The 25,952-nt window shown below is 72.1% G+C and carries 25 protein-coding genes and 1 pseudogene; 15 read left to right on the top strand and 11 right to left on the bottom strand.

What is annotated here, in order from left to right; translation table 11 throughout:
- Positions 1 to 203 precede the first annotated feature (203 nt).
- The 3 genes from O7619_RS08240 to O7619_RS08230 are packed head-to-tail and all read left to right on the top strand — an operon-like array spanning position 204 to position 2,598.
- Entirely contained in the window at positions 204 to 1,268 is a 1,065-nt protein-coding gene (locus O7619_RS08240) for a S8 family serine peptidase (RefSeq protein ID WP_282288731.1), read from the top strand.
- Positions 1,269 to 1,278: 10 nt separating this feature from the next.
- Positions 1,279 to 1,935 (top strand): nucleoside triphosphate pyrophosphatase, encoded by a 657-nt coding sequence (locus tag O7619_RS08235; RefSeq protein WP_282286748.1) that lies wholly within the window; start codon positions 1,279 to 1,281, stop codon positions 1,933 to 1,935.
- Positions 1,936 to 1,944: 9 nt separating this feature from the next.
- The gene (locus O7619_RS08230) at positions 1,945 to 2,598 is read left to right on the top strand and encodes an O-methyltransferase (protein WP_282286747.1); all 654 of its coding nucleotides are present in this window, start codon (positions 1,945 to 1,947) and stop codon (positions 2,596 to 2,598) included.
- 130 nt (positions 2,599 to 2,728) lie between these two features.
- Here the strand turns inward: O7619_RS08230 and O7619_RS08225 are convergent, their stop codons facing one another.
- The 4 genes from O7619_RS08225 to O7619_RS08210 all read right to left on the bottom strand — a co-directional run bounded on the left by O7619_RS08225 (position 2,729) and on the right by O7619_RS08210 (position 6,595).
- The gene (locus O7619_RS08225) at positions 2,729 to 4,066 is read right to left on the bottom strand and encodes an MFS transporter (RefSeq protein ID WP_282286745.1); all 1,338 of its coding nucleotides are present in this window, start codon (positions 4,064 to 4,066) and stop codon (positions 2,729 to 2,731) included.
- Positions 4,067 to 4,182: 116 nt separating this feature from the next.
- Positions 4,183 to 4,938, bottom strand: coding sequence for an ABC transporter permease (locus tag O7619_RS08220; protein WP_282286744.1), 756 nt, complete (start codon positions 4,936 to 4,938; stop codon positions 4,183 to 4,185).
- A 17-nt stretch (positions 4,939 to 4,955) separates the two neighbouring features.
- Positions 4,956 to 5,915 (bottom strand): ATP-binding cassette domain-containing protein, encoded by a 960-nt coding sequence (locus O7619_RS08215; RefSeq protein ID WP_282286743.1) that lies wholly within the window; start codon positions 5,913 to 5,915, stop codon positions 4,956 to 4,958.
- A 95-nt stretch (positions 5,916 to 6,010) separates the two neighbouring features.
- On the bottom strand, positions 6,011 to 6,595 hold the full coding sequence (locus tag O7619_RS08210; protein ID WP_282288729.1) for a PadR family transcriptional regulator: 585 nt from the start codon (positions 6,593 to 6,595) through the stop codon (positions 6,011 to 6,013).
- 133 nt (positions 6,596 to 6,728) lie between these two features.
- On the opposite strand from O7619_RS08210, the gene O7619_RS08205 reads away from it, so the two are divergent.
- Positions 6,729 to 8,483 carry a biotin carboxylase N-terminal domain-containing protein gene (locus O7619_RS08205; protein WP_282286742.1) on the top strand — a complete coding sequence of 585 codons (1,755 nt, stop codon included), beginning with the start codon at positions 6,729 to 6,731 and terminating at the stop codon, positions 8,481 to 8,483.
- 119 nt (positions 8,484 to 8,602) lie between these two features.
- Positions 8,603 to 10,042, top strand: coding sequence for a GuaB1 family IMP dehydrogenase-related protein (locus O7619_RS08200; protein ID WP_282286740.1), 1,440 nt, complete (start codon positions 8,603 to 8,605; stop codon positions 10,040 to 10,042).
- A gap of 4 nt (positions 10,043 to 10,046) precedes the next feature.
- On the opposite strand, the gene O7619_RS08195 is transcribed toward O7619_RS08200, so the two are convergent.
- Positions 10,047 to 10,595, bottom strand: coding sequence for a TetR/AcrR family transcriptional regulator (locus O7619_RS08195; RefSeq protein WP_282286739.1), 549 nt, complete (start codon positions 10,593 to 10,595; stop codon positions 10,047 to 10,049).
- An 86-nt stretch (positions 10,596 to 10,681) separates the two neighbouring features.
- Here O7619_RS08195 and O7619_RS08190 point away from each other — a divergent pair, with 86 nt between their 5' ends.
- The gene (locus O7619_RS08190) at positions 10,682 to 11,125 is read left to right on the top strand and encodes a DoxX family membrane protein (protein ID WP_282286738.1); all 444 of its coding nucleotides are present in this window, start codon (positions 10,682 to 10,684) and stop codon (positions 11,123 to 11,125) included.
- A gap of 23 nt (positions 11,126 to 11,148) precedes the next feature.
- Here O7619_RS08190 and O7619_RS08185 read toward each other — a convergent pair whose 3' ends face one another.
- Positions 11,149 to 12,765: a DHA2 family efflux MFS transporter permease subunit gene (locus O7619_RS08185; protein WP_282286736.1), complete on the bottom strand. Its 1,617-nt coding sequence runs from the start codon at positions 12,763 to 12,765 to the stop codon at positions 11,149 to 11,151.
- Between the two features lie 55 nt (positions 12,766 to 12,820).
- On the opposite strand from O7619_RS08185, the gene O7619_RS08180 reads away from it, so the two are divergent.
- The 4 genes from O7619_RS08180 to O7619_RS08165 all read left to right on the top strand — a co-directional run bounded on the left by O7619_RS08180 (position 12,821) and on the right by O7619_RS08165 (position 17,776).
- Positions 12,821 to 13,348: a MarR family transcriptional regulator gene (locus O7619_RS08180; protein ID WP_282286734.1), complete on the top strand. Its 528-nt coding sequence runs from the start codon at positions 12,821 to 12,823 to the stop codon at positions 13,346 to 13,348.
- Positions 13,349 to 13,410: 62 nt separating this feature from the next.
- Entirely contained in the window at positions 13,411 to 13,944 is a 534-nt protein-coding gene (locus O7619_RS08175; RefSeq protein ID WP_282288728.1) for a MarR family transcriptional regulator, read from the top strand.
- Positions 13,938 to 15,671 carry an ABC transporter ATP-binding protein gene (locus tag O7619_RS08170; RefSeq protein ID WP_282286733.1) on the top strand — a complete coding sequence of 578 codons (1,734 nt, stop codon included), beginning with the start codon at positions 13,938 to 13,940 and terminating at the stop codon, positions 15,669 to 15,671. The genes O7619_RS08175 and O7619_RS08170 overlap by 7 nt, the downstream gene beginning before the upstream one ends.
- A 155-nt stretch (positions 15,672 to 15,826) precedes the next feature.
- On the top strand, positions 15,827 to 17,776 hold the full coding sequence (locus tag O7619_RS08165) for an ABC transporter ATP-binding protein (RefSeq protein ID WP_282288726.1): 1,950 nt from the start codon (positions 15,827 to 15,829) through the stop codon (positions 17,774 to 17,776).
- A 70-nt stretch (positions 17,777 to 17,846) separates the two neighbouring features.
- Here O7619_RS08165 and thrS read toward each other — a convergent pair whose 3' ends face one another.
- Both thrS and O7619_RS08155 read right to left on the bottom strand, forming a co-directional pair.
- On the bottom strand, positions 17,847 to 19,064 hold the full coding sequence (gene thrS, locus O7619_RS08160; RefSeq protein WP_282286732.1) for a threonine--tRNA ligase: 1,218 nt from the start codon (positions 19,062 to 19,064) through the stop codon (positions 17,847 to 17,849).
- A 207-nt stretch (positions 19,065 to 19,271) separates the two neighbouring features.
- Positions 19,272 to 19,550: an excalibur calcium-binding domain-containing protein gene (locus O7619_RS08155; RefSeq protein WP_282286730.1), complete on the bottom strand. Its 279-nt coding sequence runs from the start codon at positions 19,548 to 19,550 to the stop codon at positions 19,272 to 19,274.
- 277 nt (positions 19,551 to 19,827) lie between these two features.
- On the opposite strand from O7619_RS08155, the gene O7619_RS08150 reads away from it, so the two are divergent.
- From O7619_RS08150 to O7619_RS08135, 4 genes and pseudogenes are all read left to right on the top strand, one after another.
- Positions 19,828 to 20,652 carry a DedA family protein gene (locus O7619_RS08150; protein WP_282286729.1) on the top strand — a complete coding sequence of 275 codons (825 nt, stop codon included), beginning with the start codon at positions 19,828 to 19,830 and terminating at the stop codon, positions 20,650 to 20,652.
- A gap of 71 nt (positions 20,653 to 20,723) precedes the next feature.
- Positions 20,724 to 21,092, top strand: coding sequence for a type II toxin-antitoxin system RelE/ParE family toxin (locus tag O7619_RS08145; RefSeq protein ID WP_282286728.1), 369 nt, complete (start codon positions 20,724 to 20,726; stop codon positions 21,090 to 21,092).
- Positions 21,089 to 21,421: a helix-turn-helix transcriptional regulator gene (locus tag O7619_RS08140; RefSeq protein ID WP_282286727.1), complete on the top strand. Its 333-nt coding sequence runs from the start codon at positions 21,089 to 21,091 to the stop codon at positions 21,419 to 21,421. Before O7619_RS08145 ends, O7619_RS08140 begins: the two co-directional genes overlap by 4 nt.
- Before the next feature lie 99 nt (positions 21,422 to 21,520).
- Positions 21,521 to 22,027, top strand: a pseudogene (locus tag O7619_RS08135) (DUF998 domain-containing protein); the annotation flags it as partial.
- Positions 22,028 to 22,102: 75 nt separating this feature from the next.
- On the opposite strand, the gene O7619_RS08130 reads toward O7619_RS08135, so the two are convergent.
- A complete protein-coding gene (locus O7619_RS08130; protein WP_282286726.1) occupies positions 22,103 to 23,506 on the bottom strand; it encodes an NAD(P)H-quinone dehydrogenase in 1,404 nt (467 codons plus the stop codon).
- Positions 23,507 to 23,672: 166 nt separating this feature from the next.
- Here O7619_RS08130 and O7619_RS08125 point away from each other — a divergent pair, with 166 nt between their 5' ends.
- Positions 23,673 to 24,128: a gamma-glutamylcyclotransferase gene (locus O7619_RS08125; RefSeq protein WP_282286725.1), complete on the top strand. Its 456-nt coding sequence runs from the start codon at positions 23,673 to 23,675 to the stop codon at positions 24,126 to 24,128.
- Positions 24,129 to 24,203: 75 nt separating this feature from the next.
- Here the strand turns inward: O7619_RS08125 and O7619_RS08120 are convergent, their stop codons facing one another.
- Entirely contained in the window at positions 24,204 to 25,166 is a 963-nt protein-coding gene (locus O7619_RS08120) for a GNAT family N-acetyltransferase (RefSeq protein ID WP_282286724.1), read from the bottom strand.
- Between the two features lie 41 nt (positions 25,167 to 25,207).
- Complete coding sequence (locus O7619_RS08115; protein ID WP_282286723.1) at positions 25,208 to 25,951, bottom strand: hypothetical protein; 744 nt, start codon at positions 25,949 to 25,951, stop codon at positions 25,208 to 25,210.
- Position 25,952 lies beyond the last annotated feature (1 nt).

The following is a 25,952-nucleotide window of genomic DNA, read 5'->3' as shown; positions in this document are numbered from 1 at the left end:
AAGCAAGAACCGCCCGGAACCTCCCGCGTGTGGGATACGGACAACCCATGGACAACTCAAGAAGGCGTCAGTCCGATTGTCCTCCCTCCTGATGAGGAGGGCCCCATCGACCCTGGTCCAGCAATCGGCCGCCACAATTGAGCGACCTAACTATACGCATCGCGCTGGCGGTTTATGCCGCAGTCGGCCTGCCAGCAGCTCAGTTGGCACCGCCACATGCCAGTCCTGCTTCACCCGACAATGCTGCCCAAGTTCGAGCGGATCAGTGGCATCTCGATTATCTGAGCGTCAAGGATGCCCATAGGATCAGTCGAGGGGCCGGCGTGCTGGTTGCCCTACCTGACACGGGGGTAGATCCTCATCCCGACCTGACGCGCAACCTTCTTGAGGGAAAAGATCTAATCGCGCAACGTGGCGATGGTCTACATGATGCGAACAGCCATGGCACAGCCATGGCTGGCCTCATAGCAGCGCACGGATCGGGAGAAGGCTTGGGAGCCCTAGGGATAGCGCCTGAAGCTAAGATACTTCCCTTGATATCCTCGACATCCGACAATTACGGCAACGCTGACACCCTCGCTGAAGCGATCGATTACGCCGTAACTCAACACGCCGACGTAATAAGCATCTCCAGCGCAGGAGTGACGAGCGAGAAGTTGGTACGGGCCGTAAGCAGCGCACTGGCGGCAGACATCATTGTCGTTGCAGGTGTTGGAAATCTACCTGAAGCTGCTGGCGTTGGTTTTCCTGCTGCACAGAAAGGCGTTATCGCAGTAGCCGGTATTGACCGCTCAGGAAGACATGCCGCCTTTTCTGTCAGTGGGCCCCGGGTAGATGTCGCGGCACCTGCGGTCGACATCTACAGCACCAGCTTTGGCGGCAAGTACTCGAAGGGCACTGGAACTTCCAGCGCCACTGCGATCGTGGCTGGGGCCGCTGCGCTCATCCGCTCCAAATATCCCGACCTTCCCGCCGAAGAGGTCGCACACCGGCTCACCGCGACCGCCATCGACAAGGGACCGCCGGGCCGCGACGACCAGTACGGCTACGGAGTCATCGATCTGGTCGCCGCGCTCACTGCGGACGTACCCCCGCTCGGTTTTGAATCCACCGGGGTGACGGCCCCGGCCCCGCCCGGGACCGGCGGTGACGACAGCACGGTCCGGGGCCTCGCGACCCTCGGGGTGCTGCTGGCGGCGGGCGGCGGCTATCTGATCTGGCGGCGGCATCGACGTGCCGGGGATCCGCCACCGAGGATCAGCCGGTAGCGTCGGCGGGGTGTCGACCTCCATGCCGTTGCGCCTCGTGCTCGCCTCGCAGAGCCCCGCCCGCCGCAAGCTCCTCCAGGCCGCCGGGATCGAGCCGGACGTGCTGGTCAGCGGCGTCGACGAGTCGCAGGTGGTCAGTGACCGGGCCGAGGATCTGTGTCTCGAGCTGGCCCGGCTGAAGGCGCAGGCAGTGCTCGGGCGGCTGCGTCCCGATCCGGGCGAGCACACGTTGGTGCTCGGCTGTGACTCGGTGCTCGCGTTCGACGGCGAGATTCTGGGCAAGCCGGACGACGCGGCGGACGCGACCCGGCGGTGGCGGCGGATGCGTGGGCGCAGCGGTGTGCTGCACACCGGGCACTGTCTGATCGATGTGGCGCGTGAGTCCCGTGCGGAGGCCGTCGCGTCGACCACGGTGCACTTCGCCGACATCAGTGACGAGGAGATCGCCGCATACGTGGCGACCGGCGAGCCGCTCGCGGTGGCCGGCGCGTTCACCATCGACGGGTTGGGTGGCGCGTTCCTCACCGGCATCGAGGGTGATGCGGGCACGGTGGTGGGGCTCTCGTTGCCGCTGCTGCGGAGGCTTCTTGGCGAGTTGGACCTGCGCCTGGTCGATCTGTGGACGAAGGTCGCGCCGGGGGGCCAGGAGGTCACACATCTCGGCTAACGTCCGGGCATGACGACGAAGCCGTTGCCGCTGACCCCGGAACTGCACGCCTACCTGGTGGCCCACGGGTCCGCCCCCGACGAGATCGTCCGGGATCTGGTCGAGGAGACCCGGGCGGCGCTGCCGACCGAGGCGGGCATGCAGGTGGCGCCGGAACAGGCGGCGTTCCTGACGTTCCTGACCCGGCTGCTCGGGGCGCGGCAGGCGGTGGAGGTGGGCACGTTCACCGGGCTGTCCTCGCTGGCGATCGCTCGTGGGCTGGCCGAGGGCGGCCGGTTGACCTGCTTCGACATCTCCGAGGAGTACACCGGGGTGGCCCGCCGGTACTGGGCCCGGGCGGGCGTCCAGGACCGGATCGAGCTGCGCATCGGGCCGGCCGCGGACACGCTGCGTGCGCTACCGAGGGAGCGTCACCTCGACTTCGCGTTCATCGACGCGGACAAGGCCGGATATCCGCTCTACTGGGATGAGCTGGTGCCCCGGATGCGTTCGGGCGCGGTGATCGCGGTCGACAACACGCTCCGGGGCGGGCGGGTCCTCGCCCCGGGCAACGCGGACGACCGGGCGATCGCCGCCTTCAACGACGCGGTCGTCGCGGACACCCGCGTCGAGGCCGTCATGCTGCCGATCGCCGACGGGGTCACCCTCGCCCGCGTGCGCTGAACCAGTTCGCCGAGATGGCGGCATGCCAGCCCGTCTGATCCCGCCACCTCGCCGAAATGAAGTGGATCAAACAGCCCGACCCCGCCACCTCGCCGAGATGGAGTGGATCAAACGGCCGAAAAGGAGCCGTTCAGGCGGGGGACGGGGAGGCCGGGCGCAGGGCGCGGCCGAGGCGCACGGCCAGCAGCGCGGCCACCGCGATGAAGGCGGGCAGCAGCAGGAAGGCCAGATGCGGTCCGACGCCGTCGGCCACCCGGCCGAGCACGACCGGCGCGATCCCGAAACCCACCGCCATCGAGTACGACGACCAGCCCGCCGCCCGATCGGCAGCCGGGCCGGCGACGGCGAGCGCGATGGAGATGGCCAGGGGATAGTGCAGCGCGTTGCCCAGGCCGAGCACGACCAGACCGGTGACGGCGAGCCAGCCGACCGGGCTGGCCCAGAACAGCGTGAACCCGGTGAGCGAGACGGTGAGCGCGCCGAGCAGCAGCGGCACCGGTGGCCAGCGCAACGCGACCCGACCGCCGAGGGCACGACCGGCGAACATGCCGCAGACGATCGCCGCGACCGCCGCAGACGCCCCGCCGGCACTCAGCCCGGCGTGGGTCCGGAGCACGTCGGCGGTCCAGAGCGACAGGCAGACCTCGATCGACCCGGTGAACGACATCAACACCCAGGCGATCCAGTACGCCCGCGGCAGCCGCCCCGCGCCGGGGGCGGGTTCCTGGACAGTGCCTGTTCTAACCGGGCGCTGACGGTGCCCGGGGGCTGCGGCAGCGTCGACCGCCTCCGGGGTGGCGACACCGGACCCGGCGGGCACCGGGACGACGCCGGGCCCGCTGGGCAGGGGGACGGCGGCGGGAGCCCGGACGGGGAGGTCGGTAGCCGCGGCAGCGGGGGCGCGCTCCGGTCGGCGTACCCGGAAGGTCATGGCGGTGAGCGCGACCAGCGTGATCAGGCCGACCTCGACGGCCATCACCGGCCGCCAGCCGAGGCCGGCGTCGACGGTGACGCCGATGGTCAGCGGCGCCAGGATGCCCATGCCGGCGCAGGCGGCGTTGGCCTCGGTGAGCGCGGCGGGGGCGGCGGGGCCGTGCCGGGTGGTGAGCACCACGTTGACGCCGCTGATCACCATCATGCCGAAGGTGGCGACGACCGCGACGGCGGCGATGGTGGCGGGCAGCGGGCGGAGCAGGCCGAGGGCGGTGACGCCGGCGGCCACGCCGGCGAGGCCGAGCCAGACGGCCGGGCCGCGGCCGAGGCGGCGGGCGACCGGGGCGAAGAGCGCGCCGCCGGTCAGGGCGCCGACCGCGATGCCGGTGCTGTGCAGGCCGGCCACCGCGGCGCTGGTGCCCTGTTCGTCGCGGAGCAGGGGTACGACCGGGCCGAACCCGTAGAGGAAGAAGCCCCAGAGGCCGAGTTGGGCGTAGGTCAGCCAGGTGGTCCGGTCACGGGTGAGGCGGGGCACCGGCCCGACGCTACGCGCGCGCGACCGGCACCCCGCCTTCAGTGAGAGGCAGCTCTCCCCCGGTGTTAAGCGGGGCCCCTTCCTCTACCGAATGCGTTAAAAGGGGGCCCCTCCTTTCATCTCACGGTGCGGGCGAACTGGCGGGCGGCCCAGACGACGCCGGCGACGGCGAGCACCGCGATGATGCCGAGCCCCTGCCAGACGTTGTCGTTGCCGAGGTCGCCGTCGAAGAGCGCGCGGGTGCCGTCGACCGCCCAGGAGAACGGGTTCCACTTGGCCACGCCCTGGAGCCAGCCGGGGGCGTAGGTGAGCGGCAGCAGGATGCCGGAGAGCAGCAGCACCGGCTGCGCGACCGTGTTCATCAGCGGGGCGAGCGCGTCCTCGCTCTTGACCTTGAGGGCGATGCCGTACGAGACGGCCGAGGTCATGAGCGCGATCAGGGCGAGCATCAGATAGGCCAGGAGCAGGTAGCCGATGAAGACACGCAGGTCGAACAGGAGCGCCAGCACGGTGATGATGACGGCCTGGACGATGAGCGAGACCACGTCGCGCAGGGACCGGCCGAGCAGCAGGGCGAGCCGGCTGACCGGGGTGACCCGGGAGCGTTCGATCACACCGGCGCGCAGCTCGGCGATCAGGCCGAAGCCCTGGAACAGGCCGCCGAAGATGGCCAGCAGCACCAACAGGCCGGGTACGAAGATCTTGTACGCGGCGGCCTGCGTGGGCGCGTTCAGTGCCGGCTTGAGCAGCGGGGCGAAGAGCAGCAGGTACATCACCGGCTGGAAGATGCCGACGAAGAGCCAGACCGGGTTGCGCAGCAGCAGTTGGGCTTGACGCTGGAAGATCAACCAGGTGTCGCGGGCGAGTTTCATGACAGCTTCTCCGGGGGTCAGGACTCGCGCAGCGAGCGGCCGGTCTTGGTGAGGAAGACGTCGTCGAGGCTGGGGCGGTGCAGCTCGATCGAGCGCAGCTCCAGCCCGGCGTGGTCGAGGCGACGGAGCACCAGCGGGATGGCGACGGCGCCCTCGTCGACATAGAGGCGCAGCCCGCCCTCGTCGGCGGTCTCCAGCTTGGTCACGTACGCCTCGGTGTCGAGCATCTCGGCGGCCCGGGGCGTGGTCGCGGCGTCCAGGCCGACGACCACCACCTCGCCGGAGATCTCGCGCTTCAGCTCGGTCGGGGTGCCCTCCGCGACCACCTCGCCATGGTCCATGATCGCGATCCGGTCGCAGAGCGCGTCGGCCTCGTCCAGGTAGTGCGTGGTGATGAAGACGGTCATGCCCTCGGTGCGGAGCCGGCGGATCTCGTCCCACATGTGCGCGCGGCTCTGCGGGTCGAGGCCGGTGGTCGGCTCGTCCAGGAAGACGATCCTCGGCTCGTGGATGATGCCGAGCGCGATCTCGACCCGCCGGCGCTGACCGCCCGAGTAGGTCTTGCACTTGCGGTCGGCGTACTCGCTGAGCTGGAAGGCGTCGAGCGCGCGGGCGGCCCGTCGGTTGGCGTCGTCCTTGGCGATGCCGTAGAGGCGGGCCTGGAGCACCAACTCCTCGCGGGCGCTGGACTCGTCCCAGGTGCTGCCGCCCTGCGGCACATAGCCGATCCGCCGCCGCACCCCGGCCGGATCCCGGAGCAGGTCGGCGCCGGCGACGGTGGCCTGGCCGCCGTCCGGCTCGATGAGGGTGGCGAGCATCCGCAGGGTGGTGGTCTTGCCGGCGCCGTTGGGCCCGAGGAAGCCGAAGATCTCCCCCTCGGCGACGTCGAGGTTGACGCCGCGGACCGCGTCGACGGTCTTCTTCTCGCGACCCGCGCGGGTGCGGAACGACTTCCGCAGCCCCCTGGTCTCGATCATCTCTGCTCCTGGTCGTCCCGGGCCGGCGTGGTGCGGCCACCGATCAACGATTCGCGTTGAGGCTAACGCGATATAACTCTTCTGGTCAACGTTGATTATTTCGTGTCGCCACCGGCCCACCCCTCCCCGCGCTCCATCCCGGCGGGCAGGTACGACACCCCCGACTCGATCCGCTCCGCGATCCGCTCGCACCAGGCCATCTCCGCCTCCGCCCGGGCCAACCACAGCTCGAACATCCAGCCCACGTGCACCGGCTTGCGGGCGCGTACCCAGTCCGAGTCAAGTGACGCACGCATCGACTCGACGCCGGCCCGCAGCAGGTTGGCCCGGTTGCGCAGCGCCGCCGCGGCCTCCTCGCGCGGCATCGCCGGCAGGAACGAGAACGCCGCCACGAACGGGTCCGGCGACTCGTGGACCTGCCACCACTGGGCCCGCAGCAACGTCTCGAACTCTTCCTCGCCCTTCGGCGTCACCTCGTACGTGGTGCGGGCCGGGCGGGCGCCCACCTGCTCGACCGAGACCGTCCGCAGCAGCCCCTCGTCAGTGAGCTTGCGCAGCGCGTGATAGATCGAACCGGGCTGCACGTTGGCCCACTTGTCCGCGCTCCAACTCAGCAGCTCACGGCGTACGTCGTAACCGTGCACCGGCTGCATCCACCGGACCAGCCCCAGGATCATCATCCGCGTCGCCGACATCGGACAAGCGTAATAGCCAAACTTGACTACAGTGCGACATCCCACACTGAGCGATCGTTAGGCCGTCCTGGCCCGGGGCTACACTCCCGAAATCGACCTCCCGGGAGGAGCCCACAAGGTGCGCAAGGTTCTCATCGCCAACCGCGGCGAGATCGCCGTCCGCGTCATCCGCGCCTGCCGCGACGCCGGGCTGGCGAGCGTCGCCGTCTACGCGGACTCCGACCGGGACGCCCTGCACGCCACGCTCGCCGACGAGGCGTACGCCCTCGGTGGTGACACCGCCGCGGACAGCTACCTGCGGATCGACAAACTGATCGACGTCGCCGCACGGGCCGGCGCGGACGCGGTGCACCCCGGCTACGGCTTCCTCTCCGAGAACGCCGACTTCGCCCAGGCCGTCATCGACGCCGGCCTGACCTGGATCGGTCCCACCCCGCAGGCGATCCGCGACCTGGGCGACAAGGTGACCGCCCGGCACATCGCCCAGCGCGCCGGCGCGCCGCTCGTGCCCGGCACGCCCGACCCGGTGGCCGGCGCCGACGAGGTGACCGCGTTCGCCACCGAGCACGGCCTGCCGGTCGCCATCAAGGCGGCGTTCGGCGGCGGCGGCCGGGGCCTCAAGGTGGCCCGCACCATGGAGGAGATCCCCCACCTGTTCGAGTCGGCCACCCGCGAGGCGGTCGCCGCGTTCGGCCGGGGCGAGTGCTTCGTCGAGCGCTACCTGGACCAGCCCCGCCACGTCGAGGCACAGGTGCTGGCCGACCAGCACGGCAACGTGATCGTCGTCGGCACCCGGGACTGCTCGCTCCAGCGCCGGCACCAGAAGCTCGTCGAGGAGGCCCCCGCGCCGTTCCTCACCGAGGCCCAGCGCGCCCAGATCCACGACAGCGCCAAGGCGATCTGCCGGGAGGCCGGCTACCACGGCGCCGGCACGGTGGAATACCTGGTCGGCCGGGACGGCACCATCTCCTTCCTGGAAGTGAACACCCGGCTTCAGGTCGAGCACCCGGTGACCGAGGAGACCGCCGGCATCGACCTGGTCCGCGAGCAGTTCCGCATCGCCGACGGCGAGAAGCTGCGCCGCACCGAGGACCCGACGCCGCGCGGGCACGCCATCGAGTTCCGCATCAACGGCGAGGACCCGGGCCGCAACTTCCTGCCCGCACCCGGCACCGTCACCGCGCTGCGGCTGCCCACCGGCCCCGGCGTCCGGGTGGACGCCGGCATCTCCGCCGGCGACGTGATCGGCGGCAACTTCGACTCGCTGCTCGCCAAGGTGATCATCGTCGGCGAGACCCGTACCGAGGCGCTGGAGCGGGCCCGCCGGGCGCTCGACGAGATGGTGGTCGAGGGCATGGCCACCGCGCTGCCCTTCCACCGCCTGGTGATTCGCGACGCGGCGTTCACCGGCGAGCCGTTCACCGTGCACACCAGGTGGATCGAGACCGAATGGGACAACACCGTCCCGGCCTTCACGGCGGTCGCCGACGTCGCCGAGGGCACGGCCGAGCGCGAGACCGTCGTCGTCGAGGTCGGCGGCAAGCGGCTGGAGGTCGTCCTCCCCGCCGGCCTCGGCGCGGGTACGGCGGCAGTCGTGCCCGCCGCGCGCAAGCCGACCCGCCGTGGTGGCGCAGGCAAGGCGGGCGGCGCGGTCAGCGGGGACACGCTCACCTCGCCGATGCAGGGCACCATCGTGAAGATCGCCGTGGCCGACGGTGACACGGTCGCCGAGGGCGACCTGGTCGTGGTGCTGGAGGCGATGAAGATGGAGCAGCCGCTGCACGCGCACAAGGCCGGCACGGTGAGCGGGCTGGCCGCCGAGGTGGGCGCCGTCATCACCGCCGGCGCCCCCATCTGCACCATCGAGGGTTAAGGAGGGGCCCCCGCTTAACGCCTGCGGTATAGGCGGGGCCCCTTCTTAACACCCCGGGCGGCGGGTGGTCCGGGCCACCAGCGGCGGCGGGAAGCGCCGGGAGCGGGAATGATGGCCGGGTGCGGTTCCTTCATGGCGCGGTCCCCGCGCACGACCTGACCTACAACGACGTCTTCATGGCGCCCAACCGTTCCGAGGTGGGCTCCCGGCTCGACGTCGACCTGTCCTCCGGCGACGGCACCGGCACCACCGTTCCCCTGGTGGTGGCGAACATGACCGCCGTCGCCGGCCGGCGGATGGCCGAGACCGTCGCCCGTCGCGGCGCCGTCGCGGTGATCCCGCAGGACATCCCGATCGAGGTCGTCGCGAACGTCGTCGGGTGGGTCAAGCAGCGGCACCTGGTGCACGACACGGCGATCACGCTCGGCCCGACCGACACCGTCGGCGACGCCATCCATTTGCTGCCCAAGCGGGCGCACGGCGCGGTGATCGTGGTCGACGAGGGCGGCCGGCCGGTGGGCGTGGTGACCGAGGCGGACACCGTGGGGGTGGACCGCTTCGCCCAGCTCCGGCACGTGATGTCCACCGAACTGCACACCGTGCCGGCGGACGCGGACCCGCGTACCGGATTCGAGCGGCTCTCGGCGGGCCGGCGGCGGCTCGCGCCGGTGGTGGACGCCGACGGCCGCCTGATCGGCGTGCTGACCCGCGCGGGCGCGCTGCGCGCGACGCTCTACACGCCGGCGGTGGACGACCGGGGCCGGCTGCGGATCGCGGCGGCGGTGGGGATCAACGGCGACGTCACCGGCAAGGCCGCCGCGCTGCTGGCGGCCGGCGTGGACACGCTGGTCGTGGACACCGCGCACGGGCACCAGGAACGGATGATGCAGGCGCTGCGGGCGGTCCGCAAGCTCGACCCGGCCGTCCCGGTCGCGGCCGGCAACGTGGTCACCGCCGACGGGGTACGCGACCTCATCGAGGCCGGCGCCGACATCGTCAAGGTGGGCGTGGGTCCGGGTGCCATGTGCACCACCCGGATGATGACCGGGGTGGGCCGTCCGCAGTTCTCCGCGGTGCTCGACTGCGCGGCGGCGGCCCGCTCGTCGGGCCGGCACGTCTGGGCCGACGGCGGCGTACGCCACCCGCGGGACGTCGCGCTGGCGCTGGCCGCCGGCGCCTCGAACGTGATGGTCGGCTCCTGGTTCGCCGGCACCTACGAGTCCCCCGGCGACCTCTACACCGACGCCGACGGCCGGCGCTACAAGGAGAGCTTCGGCATGGCCTCGTCCCGGGCGGTGAGCGCGCGGACCGCCGAGGACAGCATGTTCGACCGGGCCCGGAAGGCGATCTTCGAGGAGGGCATCTCGACCGCCCGGATGTATCTCGACCCGAACCGGCCGGGCGTGGAGGACCTGATCGACGAGATCGTCTCTGGGGTACGCAGCGCGTTCACGTACGCGGGCGCGCGCAGCCTGGACGAGTTCCACGAGCGGGCGCTGGTCGGTGTGCAGAGCACCGCCGGCTACACCGAGGGCATGCCGCTGCCGACCAGTTGGTGACCGCTCAGGAGAAGAGCCGGCCGAGCACCGCACGCGCGGCCGGCTCGGGGTCGGCGCCCACCCGGGACGGGAGGGCGCCGGCCAGCCACAGCTCGGCGAAGCCGTGCGCGACCGACCAGGCGGCCAGCGCGTCCACGCCGGGCTCCCGGCCGGTGTGCCGGGACACCCCGCCGCGCAGCAGTTCCCCGGTCCGCTCCCGGGCGGCCAGCAGCTCCGGGTCGTCGGCTCGGTGGAGGTCCGGACGGAACATCACCTCGAAGTGCGCCCGGTGGCGGACCGCGAAGACGACGTAGGCGACGCCGTACTCCCGGAAGTCGTCGCCCGCTGCCCGCAGCGCCTCGCCGAGCAGGTCGAAGCCCTGGGTGGCGAGCGCGGTGAGCAGGCCGGCCTTGTCGCCGAAGTGGTGCGCGGGCGCCGCGTGCGAGACGCCGGCCCGGCGGGCCAGGTCGCGCAGGCTCAGCGCGGTCGGGCCGGATTCGGCGATCGCCTCCACCGCGGCGGCGAGCAGCGCGCGGTGGAGGTCCCCGTGGTGGTAGGCGCGGGCGGACGTCATGACCTCACCATAACTTGTCATTGACAAGATGCCATCGCCGCAGGCAATCTTGTCGCTGACAAGATTGCCTGTCGGAGGGACGACCCGTGGCACCCCTGATCGCGCTTCTCACCGGCACCGCCCTGGCCCGGATCGCCGGCCTGCTCGGCGTGCCTGCCCTCGACGCCTGGCACCCCGCGCTGCGGGTCGGCCTCGCGCTGATGTTCGTGCTGACCGGCGCGGCGCACTTCACGTCCCGGCGGTCGGACCTGATCACGATGGTCCCGCCGGGGCTGCCCCGGCCCGACCTGTTGGTCACGCTGACCGGCGTGCTGGAGCTCGCCGGCGCGCTCGCCCTGCTCGCGCCGGCCACCGCGCGCTGGGCGGCGGCCGGGCTGGCCCTGCTGATGCTGGCCATGTTCCCGGCCAACGTGTCGGCCGCCCGCCGCCGGCTGACGCTCGGCGGTCGGCCGGTCACCCCGCTCGGCGCCCGCACGGCGCTCCAGGTCGTCTTCGTGTCCGCCGCGCTGGCAGTCGCCCTGGCCGGCTGACCCGGCGCCGGGGCGGGCCCGCCTCAGGCCCGGACCGGTTCCGCCCCGGCCGCGTCGCCGGCCTCCCGGGCGCGCACCTCCGGCAGGCGCAGGCAGGCGAGCAGGCCGATCAGCAGGAATCCGGCCGCGGTGAAGGCCGCATACCGGGTGGCGTCGGAGAAGGCGGCCTTCGCCTCCTCGGCGATCGGTGCGGTACGCGGATCCGCGGCCAGCCCGGTGATCGACGCGCCGGCGCTCTCCTTCACCGCGGTCACCACCTGGTCCCGCCCGGCCGGGTCGAGGCCGGGCTGGTCGGCCAGCCGGTCGCCGAGGATCCCACCGAGGCTGGCGAAGAGCACGGTGCCGAGCACCGCGATGCCGAGCGCCGAGCCGACCTGCCGGGCGGTGCTCTGCAGTCCCGAGCCCTGCCCACTGCGCCGTACCGGCACTTCGGCCAGGGAGACGCCGGTGAGCTGAGCGGTGGCCAGCCCGACGCCGACGCCGTAGACGAAGAGGAACGCCACCGGCGCCCACCAGCGGGTGTCCGGCGCGACCACGAGACCCAGCCCGGCGACGCCGACCAGCTCGGCGGCGACGCCGAGTTGGACCACCCGGGCCGCGCCCCAGCGCTGGGTCAGCGGCGCGCCGATGCCGCTGGCCAGGAAGCTGCCGACGGCGAGCGGCAGCAGTGCCAGGCCGGTGCGGAAGGCGCTGTAGCCGAGCACGTTCTGGAACCACAGCGGCAGCGCGAAGAGCAGGCCGAACTCGCCCAGGCTGACGATCGCGGCGGCGAGGATGCCGTTGCGGAACGAGCCGATGCCGAACAGCGACAGGTCGAGCAGCGCGGGCCGGCCGGCCCGGTTGCGGCGGACCTGCTGGACCAGGAAGACCCCGAGTGCGGTCAGTCCGGCCAGCGCGGCCACCGGCACCGGCGAGATCGAGGCGGTCCAGTCCAGGCCGAACAGGCTGAACGGCCGTTCCCGCTCCCACCAGCCGTAGGTGCGGCCCTCGATCAGCGCGAACACCACGCCGGTCATGCCGACCACCGAGAGCAGCGCGCCGAGCAGGTCGACGCCGCGTTCGGCGCGGTCGTCGCGGGACTCGGCGACCAGCAGCAGGGCGCCCACGATCACGGCGAGGCTGACCGGGACGTTGATGCCGAACGCCCACCGCCAGGAGTACGTGGTGGTGAGCCAGCCGCCGAGCAGCGGCCCGAGCGCCGCCGCGCCGCCGATGGTGGAGCCCCAGACGGCGAACGCGATGCCGCGTTCCCGGCCGGTGAAGTTGGCGTTGAGCAGGGATAGCGAGGTGGGCAGCATCATCGCCCCGCCGATGCCCTGGAGCACCCGGGCACCGATCAGCGCCTCGCCGGAGCCGGCGACCGCCGCGAGCACGCTGGCCACCACGAAGACGCTGACCCCGGTGACGAACATCCGCCGCCGCCCGGACCGGTCGGCGAAGCGGCCGGCGACCAGCAGCAACGACGCGAAGACCAGGGTGTACGCCTCCTGGACCCACTGGGCGTCGGTGGAGGTGATGTCCAGGTCCCGGATGATCTGCGGCACCGCGACGTTCACGATGGTGGCGTCCACGATGATCATCGCGACGCCGAGGCTGATGGCGAGCAGCCCGAACCAGCGTCCGCGCCCGTCGCTGCGCATTGCGACCTCCTCGTTAGCTAGTTTTTCTAGCTACCTGAGATGCTAGCTTTTACCCATGGAGCGGTCGCCGTCAACCGGAGCGGCCGGGCCGGCCGGCCCGCCGCCGAGCAGTGAGGCCGCCCGAGCCCTGCGCGAGGTGCTGCGGGTCGCCGGGGACACCCGCGCCGCGCTCGCCCGCCGTCTCGGCATCGGCACGACCGACGCCGCGGCCATCGACCACCTGGTCTCCAGCGCCGAGCCGCTCGGCCCGGTCGAGTTGGGCAACCGGCTCGGCATCCGGTCGGCGTCCGCCACCACGCTTGTCGACCGGCTGGTGCGCGCGGGCCACGTCGCCCGCGCCCCGCACCCGCGCGACCGCCGGCGGCTGAGCCTCCAGGTGACCGAGCACGCGGTCGGCGAGGTGCTGGAGGCGCTGCGCCCGATGTTGGTCGGCGTCGACCGGGCGGTCGCCCGCCTCACCCCCGAGCAGGCCGAGGCCACCGCGGCGTTCCTGCGCGAGGTCGCGGACGTGATGCGCGACTACGTGGCGACCGCGCCGGACGAGGCGGCGCCGACCCGGCGCACCGGCTCCGACGGCGACTGAGGTGATTCTCAGAAATTCGTTTGGGGCCTGATGATTCGGGCGCTAATCTAGCGCCCGTGAACATGGGTCCGCTCGTCCGCTTCCCCGATGCGCTGCAACACGCGCCGCTCGGCCGGCTCGTCTCCATCGCCGGCCACGTCGTCGAGCAGCACTGGGGGCGCTACCTGGCCGAGCACCACGGCCTCACCTCCGCCGGCATGCGCGTGCTGATGATCCTGCTGCGCTCCGGCGACATCACCCACCGCGACATGGCGGAGCTGTGCTTCGTCCGGCCGGCCACCCTCACCGGCATCGTCGACACCCTGGAACGCGACGGGTTCGTCGCCCGGCGGCGCGGCCCCGAGGACCGCCGCACCGTCCAGCTCACGCTCACCGACAAGGGGCACGAGCACGCCCGCGCGATCATCGACATGATCCACAGCGACCGCCCGCTGACGTCAGTCGACGCCGACCCCGCCAAGCGCGCCGTCGTCCGCGAGTTCCTCACCGAAATCATCACCGGCATGTCCGACGGGGACCTCCGTCGGTTGAACCGGGACAACGAGTCCGACAGCGAGTCCGACACCGAGTCGCCAACGGGGAGACGTCCGTGCTGATCCGCCTGCTCCGCACCTACCTACGCCCATACCGTCGACCACTGGCCGCCGTGGTGGCGTTCCAGTTCGTCGGCACCATGGCGTCACTCTACCTACCCAGCCTGAACGCCGACATCATCGACCGCGGCGTCGCCCGCGGCGACACCGACGAGATCCTGCGTACGGGCGGGTGGATGCTGCTGGTCAGCCTGGTCCAGATCGCCTGCTCGATCGCCGCGGTCTACCTCGGCGCCAGGACCGCGATGGGTTTCGGCCGGGACGTCCGGGGTGCCATCTTCGGGCACGTCAACCGCTTCTCCGCCCGCGAGGTCGCCCGGTTCGGCGCCCCGTCGCTGATCACCCGTAACACGAACGACGTCCAGCAGGTGCAGATGCTGGTGCTGCTGAGCTGCACCATGCTGGTGGCCGCGCCGATCATGAGCATCGGCGGCGTGGTGATGGCGCTGCGCGAGGACGTCGGGCTCTCCTGGCTGATGCTCGTCTGCGTGCCGGTGCTGGCGGTCGCGTTGGGCCTGATCATCCGCCGGATGGTGCCCGGGTTCCGGCTGATGCAGACCCGGATCGACACCGTCAACCGGGTGCTGCGCGAGCAGATCACCGGCATCCGGGTGGTCCGGGCCTTCGTCCGCGAGCCGTACGAGACCGACCGCTTCCGGGTGGCCAACACCGAGCTGACCGCGACCGCGCTGCGCATCGGCCGGCTCCAGGCGCTGATCTTCCCGATCGTGATGCTGGTGCTCAACGTCTCCAGCGTCGCGGTGCTCTGGTTCGGCGCGTCCCGGGTCGACTCCGGCGAGATCCAGATCGGCGCGCTCACCGCGTTCCTGGCCTATCTGATGCAGATCCTGATGGCCGTCATGATGGCCACCTTCATGCTGATGATGGTGCCCCGCGCCGCGGTCTGCGCCGAACGCATCTCCGAGGTGCTCGACACCGACTCGTCGGTGGTGCCGGCGGCGGACCCGGTGACCGAGGTGTCCGGCCACGGCGAGTTGGAGCTGCGCGGCGCCGGCTTCCAGTACCCGGGCGCGACCGCGCCGGTGCTGCACGACATCTCGTTCCAGGCCCGGCCCGGCCGGACCACGGCGATCATCGGTTCCACCGGCGCCGGCAAGACCACGCTGCTGACGCTGATCCCCCGGCTGGTCGATCCGACCGCCGGCGCGGTCCTGGTCGACGGCGTGGACGTGCGGGAGCTGGCCCCGGACGAGCTGTGGCGGCGGATCGGGCTGGTGCCGCAACGGCCGTACCTGTTCAGCGGCACGGTGGCGAGCAACCTGCGCTACGGCAATCCGGAGGCCACCGACGCGGACCTGTGGGCGGCCCTGGAGATCGCCCAGGCGCGTGACTTCGTGACCGAGATGCCCGGTGGCCTGGACGCGCCGATCGCGCAGGGCGGCACGAACGTCTCCGGCGGCCAGCGGCAACGCCTGGCCATCGCCCGCGCGCTGGTACGCAAACCGGAGATCTATCTCTTCGACGACTCCTTCTCCGCGCTCGACCTCGGCACGGACGCCCGGCTGCGGGCCGCCCTCAAGCCGGTCACCGCGGACGCGGCGGTGGTGATCGTGGCCCAGCGGGTCTCCACGATCGTCGACGCCGACCAGATCATCGTGCTTGAGGACGGGGGCGTCGTCGGGATGGGACGACACGACGAACTGCTGGAGAACTGCCCGACGTACGCCGAGATCGTGGCGTCCCAGCAGACCGCGGGGGTGGCGGCATGACCGAACGCACCGAGCGCAGCGAGGGCCGTGAGGGCATGCCCGGCCAGCACGGCATGAGTGACACGAGGGCGGTACCGCAGCAGAAGGCCGAGTCGAAGCGGCTGCCCCCGGCCGGGCGGCGACCCGGCGGCGGCCCGCCGCACATGAACATGGGCATGCCGGCCGAGAAGGCGATGCGCTTCGGGCCGTCGGCGCGCCGGCTGCTGGGGCGGCTGCGACCGCACCGGATCCAGCTCACCGGCGTACTGGCGCTGGCCCTGGCCGGCGTCGGTCTCGGCGTGATCGGGCCGAAGGTGCTCGGCCACGCCACCGACATCATCTTCAACGGGGTGATCGGCCGGCAACTGCCCGCCGGCACCAGCACCGAGGCGGCGGTGGCGGCGGCCCGGGCCTCGGGCAACGGCAACTTCGCCGACATGCTGGCCCGGATGGACGTGGTGCCCGGCGCCGGCATCGACTTTTCCCGGCTGGGCCGGGTGCTGGCGCTCGCGGTCGCGCTCTACGTCGCCGCCGGCATCCTGACCTGGGGGCAGGGTTGGGTGCTCAACGGGGTGGTGCAGCGCACCGTGCTGCGCCTGCGCGCCGACGTGGAGGACAAGCTCAACCGGTTGCCGCTGCCCTACTTCGACAAGCAGCCGCGCGGTGAGCTGCTCAGCCGGGTCACGAACGACATCGACAACATTGCGCAGACGCTCCAGCAGACGTTGAGCCAGTTGCTCACCTCGCTGCTCACGGTCGTCGGCGTACTCGGGATGATGTTCTGGATCTCGCCGCTGCTGGCCCTGGTGGCGTTGGTGGCGATCCCGCTGTCGGTGGTCGTCACCGGTCAGATCGCCAAGCGGTCGCAGCGGAAGTTCATCGCCCAGTGGACGCACACGGGCGAGCTGAACGCCCAGATCGAGGAGGCGTACACCGGGCACGAGCTGGTCAAGGTGTTCGGCCGGCAGAAGGAGGTCGAGGCCGCCTTCCGGACCAAGAACGAGGAGCTGTTCCAGGCCAGCTTCGGCGCGCAGTTCGTCTCCGGGATCATCATGCCGGCGATGTTCTTCATCGGGAACCTGAGCTACGTCGCGATCGCGGTGGTCGGCGGCCTGCGGGTGGCCTCGGGCACGATGAGCCTCGGCGACGTGCAGGCGTTCATCCAGTACTCGCGGCAGTTCACCCAGCCGTTGACCCAGGTCGCGTCGATGGCCAACCTGCTCCAGTCCGGGGTGGCCTCGGCCGAGCGGGTCTTCGAGGTGCTCGACGCCGACGAGCAGAGCGCCGACCCGGCCGAGCCGGCCCGGATCGCCGACCCGCACGGCCGGGTCGAGTTCGCGCACGTCTCCTTCCGGTACGACCCGGACCAGCCGCTGATCGACGACCTGTCCCTGGTCGCCGAGCCCGGTCACACGGTGGCCATCGTCGGCCCCACCGGCGCCGGCAAGACCACCCTGGTCAACCTGGTCATGCGGTTCTACGAGCTGGACGCCGGGCGGATCACCCTGGACGGGGTGGACATCAGCACCATGCGCCGGGACGACCTGCGCGACCGGATCGGCATGGTGCTCCAGGACACCTGGCTCTTCGGCGGCACCATCCGGGACAACATCGCCTACGGGCGGCCGGACGCCACCGAGGAGGAGATCCTGGCCGCCGCCCAGGCCACCTTCGTGGACCGGTTCGTGCGCAGCCTGCCGGACGGCTACGACACCGTGATCGACGAGGAGGGCAGCAACGTCAGCGCCGGTGAGAAGCAGCTCATCACCATCGCCCGGGCGTTCCTGGCCGAGCCGTCGCTGCTGATCCTGGACGAGGCGACCAGCTCGGTGGACACCCGCACCGAGGTGCTGCTCCAGCGCGCCATGGCGGCGCTGCGGTCCGACCGGACCAGCTTCGTCATCGCGCACCGGCTCTCCACCATCCGCGACGCCGACCTGATCCTGATGATGGAGCGGGGCCGGATCGTCGAGCAGGGGACGCACGACCAGCTCGTCGCCGCCGACGGCGCGTACGCCCGGCTCTACCGGGCGCAGTTCACCGGCGCGGTTCTCGCCGACGAGGTGCCGGCGCCGGCGGGTCCGCCGGCCGGGATGCGTCCCACCGGCGCGCCGATCGGGAACTGACGTGGACCCCGCGACAGCCTCGACACCGGGTCCCGCCCGGGTGACGGTCCGTCACCCGGGCGGGGCCGGGTCAGGCCGGTGGGAGCAGGTCGACCGAGCGGCTGGCGACCACGGCCCCGATGCGGCCCCACGCCGCGTCCGCGGGCATCGGCGCGAGCCGACGTCCGTCGCGCAGGCGCAGCGAGACCGCACCCTCGGCCGCCTCCCGGGCGCCGACCACCCCGACGTACGGGACACGGCGCCGGGCCGCGTCCCGGATGCGGGCGCCGAGCGAGCCGCCGGAGTCGACCTCGACCCGCAGCCCGGCCGCCTCCGCCTCCACGCCCAGCCGCCGGGCGGCGTCGGCCTGCGCGTCGTCGACCGGGAGCAGCAGCACCTGCACCGGGGCGTACCAGGCCGGGAAGGCCCCCTCGTGCACCTCGATCAGGTACGCGAACAGCCGCTCCATGCTGCCGACCAGGCTCCGGTGCACCATCACCGGCCGCTTCCGGCCCCCGTCCGAGTCGGTGTACGACAGGTCGAACCGCTCCGGTTTGTCGAAGTCGAGCTGCACGGTGGAGATGGTCGACTCCCGGCCGGCGGCGTCCACGATCTGCACGTCGATCTTCGGGCCGTAGAACGCGGCCTCGCCGGGTGCCTCGACGGCGTCCACCCCGTCGAGCGCGGCGCGGAGCAGGTCCTCGGCCCGCGCCCAGCCGGCGTCGTCGCCGACGTACCGCTGCCCCGGCCCGCGCACCGACAGCCGGAACCCGGCCGGCCGGACGCCGAGCGCGGCGTGCGCCTCGCCGATCAGCCGCAGGATCTCCCGGACCTCGTCGCCGACCTGCTCCAGCGCGCAGAAGTTGTGCGCGTCGTTGAGCGAGATGGCGCGTACCCGGGACAGGCCGCCGAGCACCCCGGAGCGTTCCGCCCGATACATCCCGCCCAGTTCGGCGACGCGCAGCGGCAACTCCCGGTAGGACCGGCCGCGGGCGGCGAACACCAGCGCGTGGTGTGGGCAGAGCGCCGGCCGGAGCACGAACTCGTCGTCGGCGCTCAGCCGCATCGGCGGGAACATGTCGTCGGCGAAGTAGCCGAGATGCCCGGATCGCTCGAACAGTTCCCGCTTGCCGAGCGGCGGCGAGTAGACGTGCCGGTAGCCGGCCCGGCGTTCCAACTCCCGCACGTACTCCTCGACGGCGTGCCGGGCGGCGGCGCCGGCCGGCAGCCAGATCGGCAGGCCGGCGCCCGCGAGCGGGTCGGAGACGAACAGCTCCAGGTCCCGGCCGAGCCTACGGTGGTCGATCATGTCGCTCTCCTTGATCGGGTACGACCCGGAGGCGAGCGGTGCCGGAACGGCGCGAGGCCCCGGAGCGGATCGCCCCGGGGCCTCGTCGACGGAAACGTCAGTGCGGCACGCCGGGAACACCCGGCGTCGTGGTCCTCTCCGCGCTGCGCATGTGGTGACCGTACGGCGGCCCGGCCTTACGGCGCGACCGCATTTCCGGTCAACGGGTCAGCGCTTCTCGCAGGCGACGCCGTCCTTGTCGCGGTCGTGCTTCGTGTTCTTCGCGTAGACCGCGTCGGACACCGTGAAGTTGGTGACCGGCTTGGTGCTGCCGCGCACCTTGTCCTTCGCGCCCTTCTTGCCGACGCCGTGCTTGTAGGTCTTGTTGAGCTCGGTGCAGTTCTTGTATGTCTTCGCCGCCGCCTCCGCCGGGCCGACCGCGACGGCCACGCCGCCGCCGATCGTCAGGGTCAGGGCGAGCACACCCCGGAGCAGGGTGGAAACCATGGAGCCTCCTGTGCGCGAATGCTGCTAGGGCCCAAGATCGTATCTGGGAAGCGCATCCGGGCAGGCGTGCTGTCGCAGGCCCGACAGCGGAGAGTGGGTGCGGGTCGCCGGCACGGGACCTGCCGGCGACCCGCGGCGGCCCGGCCATCGGGAACGGGGGACCCGACGGCGCCGGTGCCGCGTTCCGCCAACGGTACGCCGGTGCGCACGGATCCGCCGCCCCGCTCCGCGTCCGGCCCGATCCGGTCGTCCCGGGCACTCCCGCGGGGTGGCGGCCGTGGCTGAGCTGATCGCCCACGTCACGTCGCCCGCGTGGGCGTACGCGCTGCTGCTGGCCCTGCTGGTCGCGGACGCCTTCGTCCCGGTGGTGCCGACCCAGATCCTCATGATCACCAGCGGCGCGCTCACCGTCTACGGCGGGCTCAGCCTGCCGGTCACCATCGCGGTCGGCGCGGCGGGCGTCTTCGTCGGCGATCTGGCCTGCTACCTGCTCGGCCGCACCACACCGACCCGCAAGGCGACCGGGCACGCCACCCCGGGGCGGGCCCGGCGTGCGGTCGCCAAGGCCACCCGCCGGCTGCGCGAGCCCGGGCCGCTGGTGATCCTGCTCTGCCGGTTCGTGCCGGGTGGCCGGATGGCGGCCTGCTTCTCCGCCGGCCGCAGCCGCTACCCGTACCGGCTGTTCCTGGTCTACGAGGCGGCGGCGGCCGTCGGTTGGGCCGGCTACGGCACGCTCGTCGGGCACCTGGGCGGCACCGCGCTCACCCAGTCGGGGTGGCGGCTGCTGCTGGTCGGGGGCGTGGCCGCGGGCGGGTTCGCGGCGGCCGGCTGGGTGATGACCTGGATCGGCACCCGCCAGGCCCAGCCGTCCGCAGCGACCCCACGAGCACGTGACGACATCGAAGGAGAACCGATCATGAACAGTGGAGCGAACTGGCGCGACGTCAAGGCGAAGGCCCAACGGCTCGATCCCACCTGGAACGATCCCGAGCGGGTGGCCCGACGACGGCAACTCCGGAAGCAGATGCTGGCGGCGGTGGACGGCCCGCGGCCCGGCCCGGCCGGCGAGGAGTCGGACCGGACCGAAACTCCGGTCGACTGAGATTCGCGGAATTTGGGAGGACATCGGAGAGGCGCAAACCGCGTCGCATAAGGTTTACTTATATTTGTCAGGTGTGGGAGATCAGACTGCATCCTGAGGTCGAAGCCTGGTTCCTCGACCTGTGCATAGGCGATCCGCGCACGGCCGAACTCGTCGAAGAGGCGCTCGACCTACTGGCAAAGCACGGCCCGGCCCTTGGCCGGCCGTTGGTCGATCGGCTCAAGGGCAGCGCCTATCACCACATGAAGGAGTTACGGCCAGGTTCGAGTGGTTCCTCGGAGGTTCGCATGATCTTTGCGTTCGACCCCTTCCGCGAAGCCGTGTTCCTTGTAGCCGGGGACAAGTCGGGGCAGTGGCAGAGTTGGTACCGGATCGCCATCCCGTTGGCGGATGAGCGGTTCCAGGAACACTTGATCAGCTCGAAGGAAGACCGGACATGACCGATTGGGCGAACTGGCGCGACGTCAAGGCGAAGGCTCGGGAGGTTGACCCCTCCTGGGACGACGCCGATCGGGTGGCCCGACGCGGCCGGCTCAGGGAGCAGATGCTGGCCTCGGTCAGCGGCGCGCAGTTGGCGGAGATCCGTAAACAGTTGGGCATGACACAGGCTCAGTTGGCGGAAGCGGCGGGCCTGTCCCAGGCCCGGATCAGCCAGATCGAGCGCGGAGAGAGCGTCAACCTGGAGATACTGCGCGCCTACGTGACCGGGCTGGGTGGCCATCTCGATGTCGTCGCCCGGATCGGAAACATCCGGCTCGACGTGGCCTGACGCGCGTTCCACCGCCGCCTCGGTAAGGGTTGACCCGGGGATCGAAGTGGGTGACCGCCCCGGATCCGCCTCGGGCGGTTCCGGCGACAGGCTGGACCCATGCGTTCGGCCCGGAGCAGCGGCCTGCTGGCCCTCGGCGGGATCGCCCTGGCGGCGGTGCTCGTCGTGATCGGTCACGTCGAGGTGAACGACGACCTGAGTCTCCTGTCGCTGACCGTCAGCGACTTCGCCGTCTCCGACCGGGGCGGCGTCATCGACACCGCGATGGCGGTCCTGGCGGCGGCCACCGTCGTACTCCTGCCGGCCCTGCGCCGCAGCGGCGCGGACCGGGCCTCCCTCGCGCTGCTGGCGGCCTGGTCGGGCGGGCTGCTGGCCGCCGCGGTGGTGCCCACGAACGCCCCGGGCTCACCCATGGACACCGCGGCCTACATGCACCGGTACGCCTCGGTGCTGTCGTTCCTGGCCCTGCCGGTCGCCGGCTGGCTGCTCGCCCGCCGGCCCGGCGGCCCGCCCGCCCGGTGGCTGCGCGCCCTGACCCTGACCAGCCTGCTGCTGGCCGCCGCGATGATCTGGTGCGCCTATCCCGGCGACCGCGCCCTGATCGGCCTGGCCGAGCGGCTCCTCATCCTCAGCGAGACCGCGCTCCTGACCACCGTCGCCCTCCACCTGTCGAGGTCGCGCTCACTCCAACTCGTGCAGCATGAGCTGGCGGGCGGCCTCGGTGATGGAACCGGACAGGCTCGGGTAGATCGTGATGGTCTGGGCAAGCTCGTTGACGGTGAGGTTGTTCTCCACCGCCATGGTGATCGGCAGGATCAACTCGCTGGCCTTCGGGGCCACCACCACGCCGCCGATCACCTGGCCGCTGGCCGGCCGGCAGAACAGCTTGACGAAGCCGTCGGCCAGGTCGTCCATCTTGGCCCGGGCGTTGCCGGACAGCGGCAGCATGACCTGGCGGGCCGGGGTCTTCCCGGCGGCCACCTCGTCCTGCGACACCCCGACCGTGGCCAGCTCCGGGTCGGTGAAGACGTTCGCCGCGACGGTACGCAGGCGCAGCGGCCGGACCGCTTCGCCGAGCGCGTGCCACATCGCGATCCGGCCCTGCATGGCGGCGACGCTCGCCAGCGGCAGCACGCCGGTGCAGTCGCCGGCGGCGTAGATGCCCGGCACGTTGGTCCGGGAGACCCGGTCGACCGTGACGTAACCGCCCCGGGCCAGCTCGACGCCGTATTCGGCCAGGCCCAGGTCGGCGGTATTGGGGATCGAGCCGACCGCGATCAGCGCGTGCGAGCCGGCGACCTGGCGGCCGTCGGAGAGCACCACCTCCACGCCGTCGCCGACCCGGCGGACGGCCTCGGCCCGGGAGTTGTTGAGGATGCTCATGCCCCTGTTGCGGAACACCCGCTCGATCGCCATCGCGGCGTCGGCGTCCTCGTGCGGCATCACCCGGTCCCGGCTGGAGACCAGCGTGACCTTGACGCCCATGGCCAGGTAGGCGCTTGCGAACTCGGCGCCGGTGACGCCGGAGCCGACCACGATCAGGTGCTCGGGCAGCTCGGGCAGGTCGTAGACCTGACGCCAGGTCAGGATGCGCTCGCCGTCGGGCAGCGCGGTGGGGAGCTGACGCGGGGTCGCGCCGGTGGCGACGAGCACGGTGGAGGCGCCGATCGGGTACGCGGGCGAGCCGTCGGCCGGGGTGACGATCACCTGGTGGGTGTGACCGAGCGTGTCCTCCCCCAGCCGCGCGGTGCCGGCGACGAACTCCACCCCGGCCTTGACCAGCTTGGTGTGGATGTCGGCGGACTGGGCCAGGGCGAGCCGCTTGACCCGCTCGTGCACCGCCACGGCGTCGACCGTGACCGCCTCCAGGCCGTCGGAGTGCACCCCGAACTCCTCGGTGTCCCGATAGTTGGTGACCACCTCCGAGCTGGCGATGAACGTCTTCGAGGGCACGCAGTCGGAGAGCACGCAGGCGCCGCCCGCGCCGTCGGCCTCGACCACTGTGACATCGGCGTCCAGTTGGGCGGCGACGAGTGCCGCCTCGTACCCGGCCGGGCCACCGCCGATGATCACGATCTGGCTCACTGAGCCGTCCTTCCGTTCACGACTGCGGGGCTCCGCTTCGCTGCGCTCCTCGCGCTCACCACAGCCGTCCTCTCGTCCGTGTTCACAGTGACTTTCTTCTCCCCGTCGGATCCGACACGCACCGTCGTATTCTCCCCCACCGGCAGACCGGGCTATCGTCGTCGCCGTGCGTCTCTACGCCGCTTACGGCTCAAACCTGGACCCCGCTCGCATGCGCGCCTACTGCCCGCATTCGCCGATGGTGGGCATCGGCTGGTTGGAGGGGTGGCGGCTGACCTTCGCGGGCGAGGACGTCATCGGCTGGGAGGGCTCGGTCAGCACCGTGGTCGAGGCCCCGGGTGAGCGGGTCTTCGTGGCGCTCTACGACATCCACCCGTACGACGCCGCCCAGCTCGACGAGCTCGAGGGTGTGACCGCCGGGACCTACCGCAAGCTGACCGTGCGCGTCTCGACGCTGGACGGGGACGTGACCGCGTGGGTCTACGTCTTCGACGGGTACGAGGGCGGCCTGCCGACGTCGTGGTACCTGTCGGAGATCGCGAACGCGGCGGAGAAGGCGGGCGCGCCCGACGACTACGTCACCGAGCTGCGGTCCCGTCCGACCGGCACGGCGTCCGCCTAGCGCGTCTCCCACCCCGACAGTGTGCGCCGGTCGGCCGCCCACCCGCTCGGCGACCCCCGACCCGGGGGTCCCGCATCACACCCGCGGGGCGGGCACGCTCCGCTCGTACATGTCGGTCCAGCGCTCCTCCACCAGCCCGACCGAGCGGTAGAGGGTGACCGGCGCGGTCGGGTTGGCCAGGTCGACGCCCAGCCCGGCGCGGGCGCGGCCCTTCGCCGCGTAGACCGCGAAGGCCCGGCGCAGCAGCGCCGCGCCCACTCCGCGCCGCCGGTGGGCCGGCAGCACGGACAGCGTCCGGACCCAGCCGGCGTCCTGCTCCACCGCCTGGTCGGAGGACTGTAGGGCGCCGGCCGGCTCGCCGTCGACCTCGGCCACGAACCACTCGTCCCAGACCTTGCCGTACGACGGCAGCAGCTCCCGCCAGCGGTCGAAGCCGAGCGGCTCGTGGTCGGGCGTGTCCCGGAACGCGGTGTCGTAGATCCGGTGGAACAGCCGCAGGTCGGCCTCGTCGTCGGGGCGCAGCGGCCGGACCGTCACCCCGGCCGCCGGTGGCGGCTCGGCCGGCAGGTCGGCCAGGGAGCGGCTCATCCGGACGTACCGCTTGACCCGGGTGAACCCGGCCGCCGCCAGCTCGCCCGCCCAGCGGGTCTCCGGCGCGTACACGCCGGCGCGCGCGGTGAGCGCGGGCACGCCCCGCTCGGCGGCCCGTTCGGCGACCCGGTCGAGCAGCCGGGCCAGCAGCGGGGCGCGGAACCGCGCGCCCCGGTCCGGGTCGACGAGCACGTCCACCCACTCCCGGCCGACCCCGGTCGGGTTGCTCAGGATCGACCAGGCGACCGGCGTTCCGTCCGGGTCGGTGACCAGCCAGGAGTCCCGCGACGGGTCGACGAAGGGCGCGGTCAGCGCGTCCCGCACGTCGTCGGCGTCGAAGTCCGGATAGCCCACGGCGAACGTGTCGGCGGCGTGCACCACCGCCAGGATCGCGGGCACGTCGTCGAGGGTGGGGCGGCGGGCCGTCCAACCGGCGGGGAGCGTCACGCGGCAGATCCTGGCAGTCGGACCGCCGCCACGCCTCCCATTTATCCGCGCCGGGCGTGCAGCCGCGCGACGGTGAGCAGGTCGACCAGCTCCGCGCCGCCGGCCTGGCCGAGGGCGTGGAACGCCGGCGACACCAGGCGGTCGGTCACCGCCTCGGCCCAGATCCGCCGCCGCACCAGCGGCCCGACCGGCGGGTAGGGCGGCGTCCAGCCGCAGGCGGCGGCACCCGCCTCCCCCTCCGGGCCGGCCAGCACCGCCTCCAGCGGGGTCAGCCCGGACGCCCGCACGGCCAGCAGGTAGGCCCCGGCGAAGTGCTCGCGCAGCAGCAGCAGGCCGACGGCCGCGCGGGCGCCCGGTGACAGGTCGTCGGGCAGCGGCATGGCCCGCCAGGCGGCGAAGAGCGGCATGGCGCTGCCGTCCGCCGCGTCGACCGCCCGGTCGAGCAGACCGGCGAGCCGGGACGCCCCGGGCGCCTCGCCGAGCCGGTCCACCCCCCACCGGCAGCACTCGGCCAGGTTCGCGGCGGCCACCTCGAGCGGCGGCACCGCCCGCGCCGCGGCGTCCCAGCCGTCCGCCACCGCTTCCGGGGCGATGAAGCCGAGCGCCGCCGCCACCGTCTCGGCGCGTACGTCACCGAGCGCGCCGGCCCGGCCGGTGATGTAGAACGCCCAGCCGGAGATGCCGAGCAGCCGGGCCCGGCGCTGCGTCGACGGGCAGCGGGAGAACGCCTCCCCGAGCTCCAACACGAGCGGTTTGCAGGCGGCGGCGACCTGCTCCGGCGTCATC

The organism is Micromonospora sp. WMMD998, from assembly GCF_029581235.1.
In the GTDB taxonomy this organism is placed as follows: Bacteria; Actinomycetota; Actinomycetes; order Mycobacteriales; family Micromonosporaceae; genus Micromonospora.
Note: the sequence above shows the minus strand (reverse complement) of the source record. Positions and strands in the feature narration are given on the sequence as shown.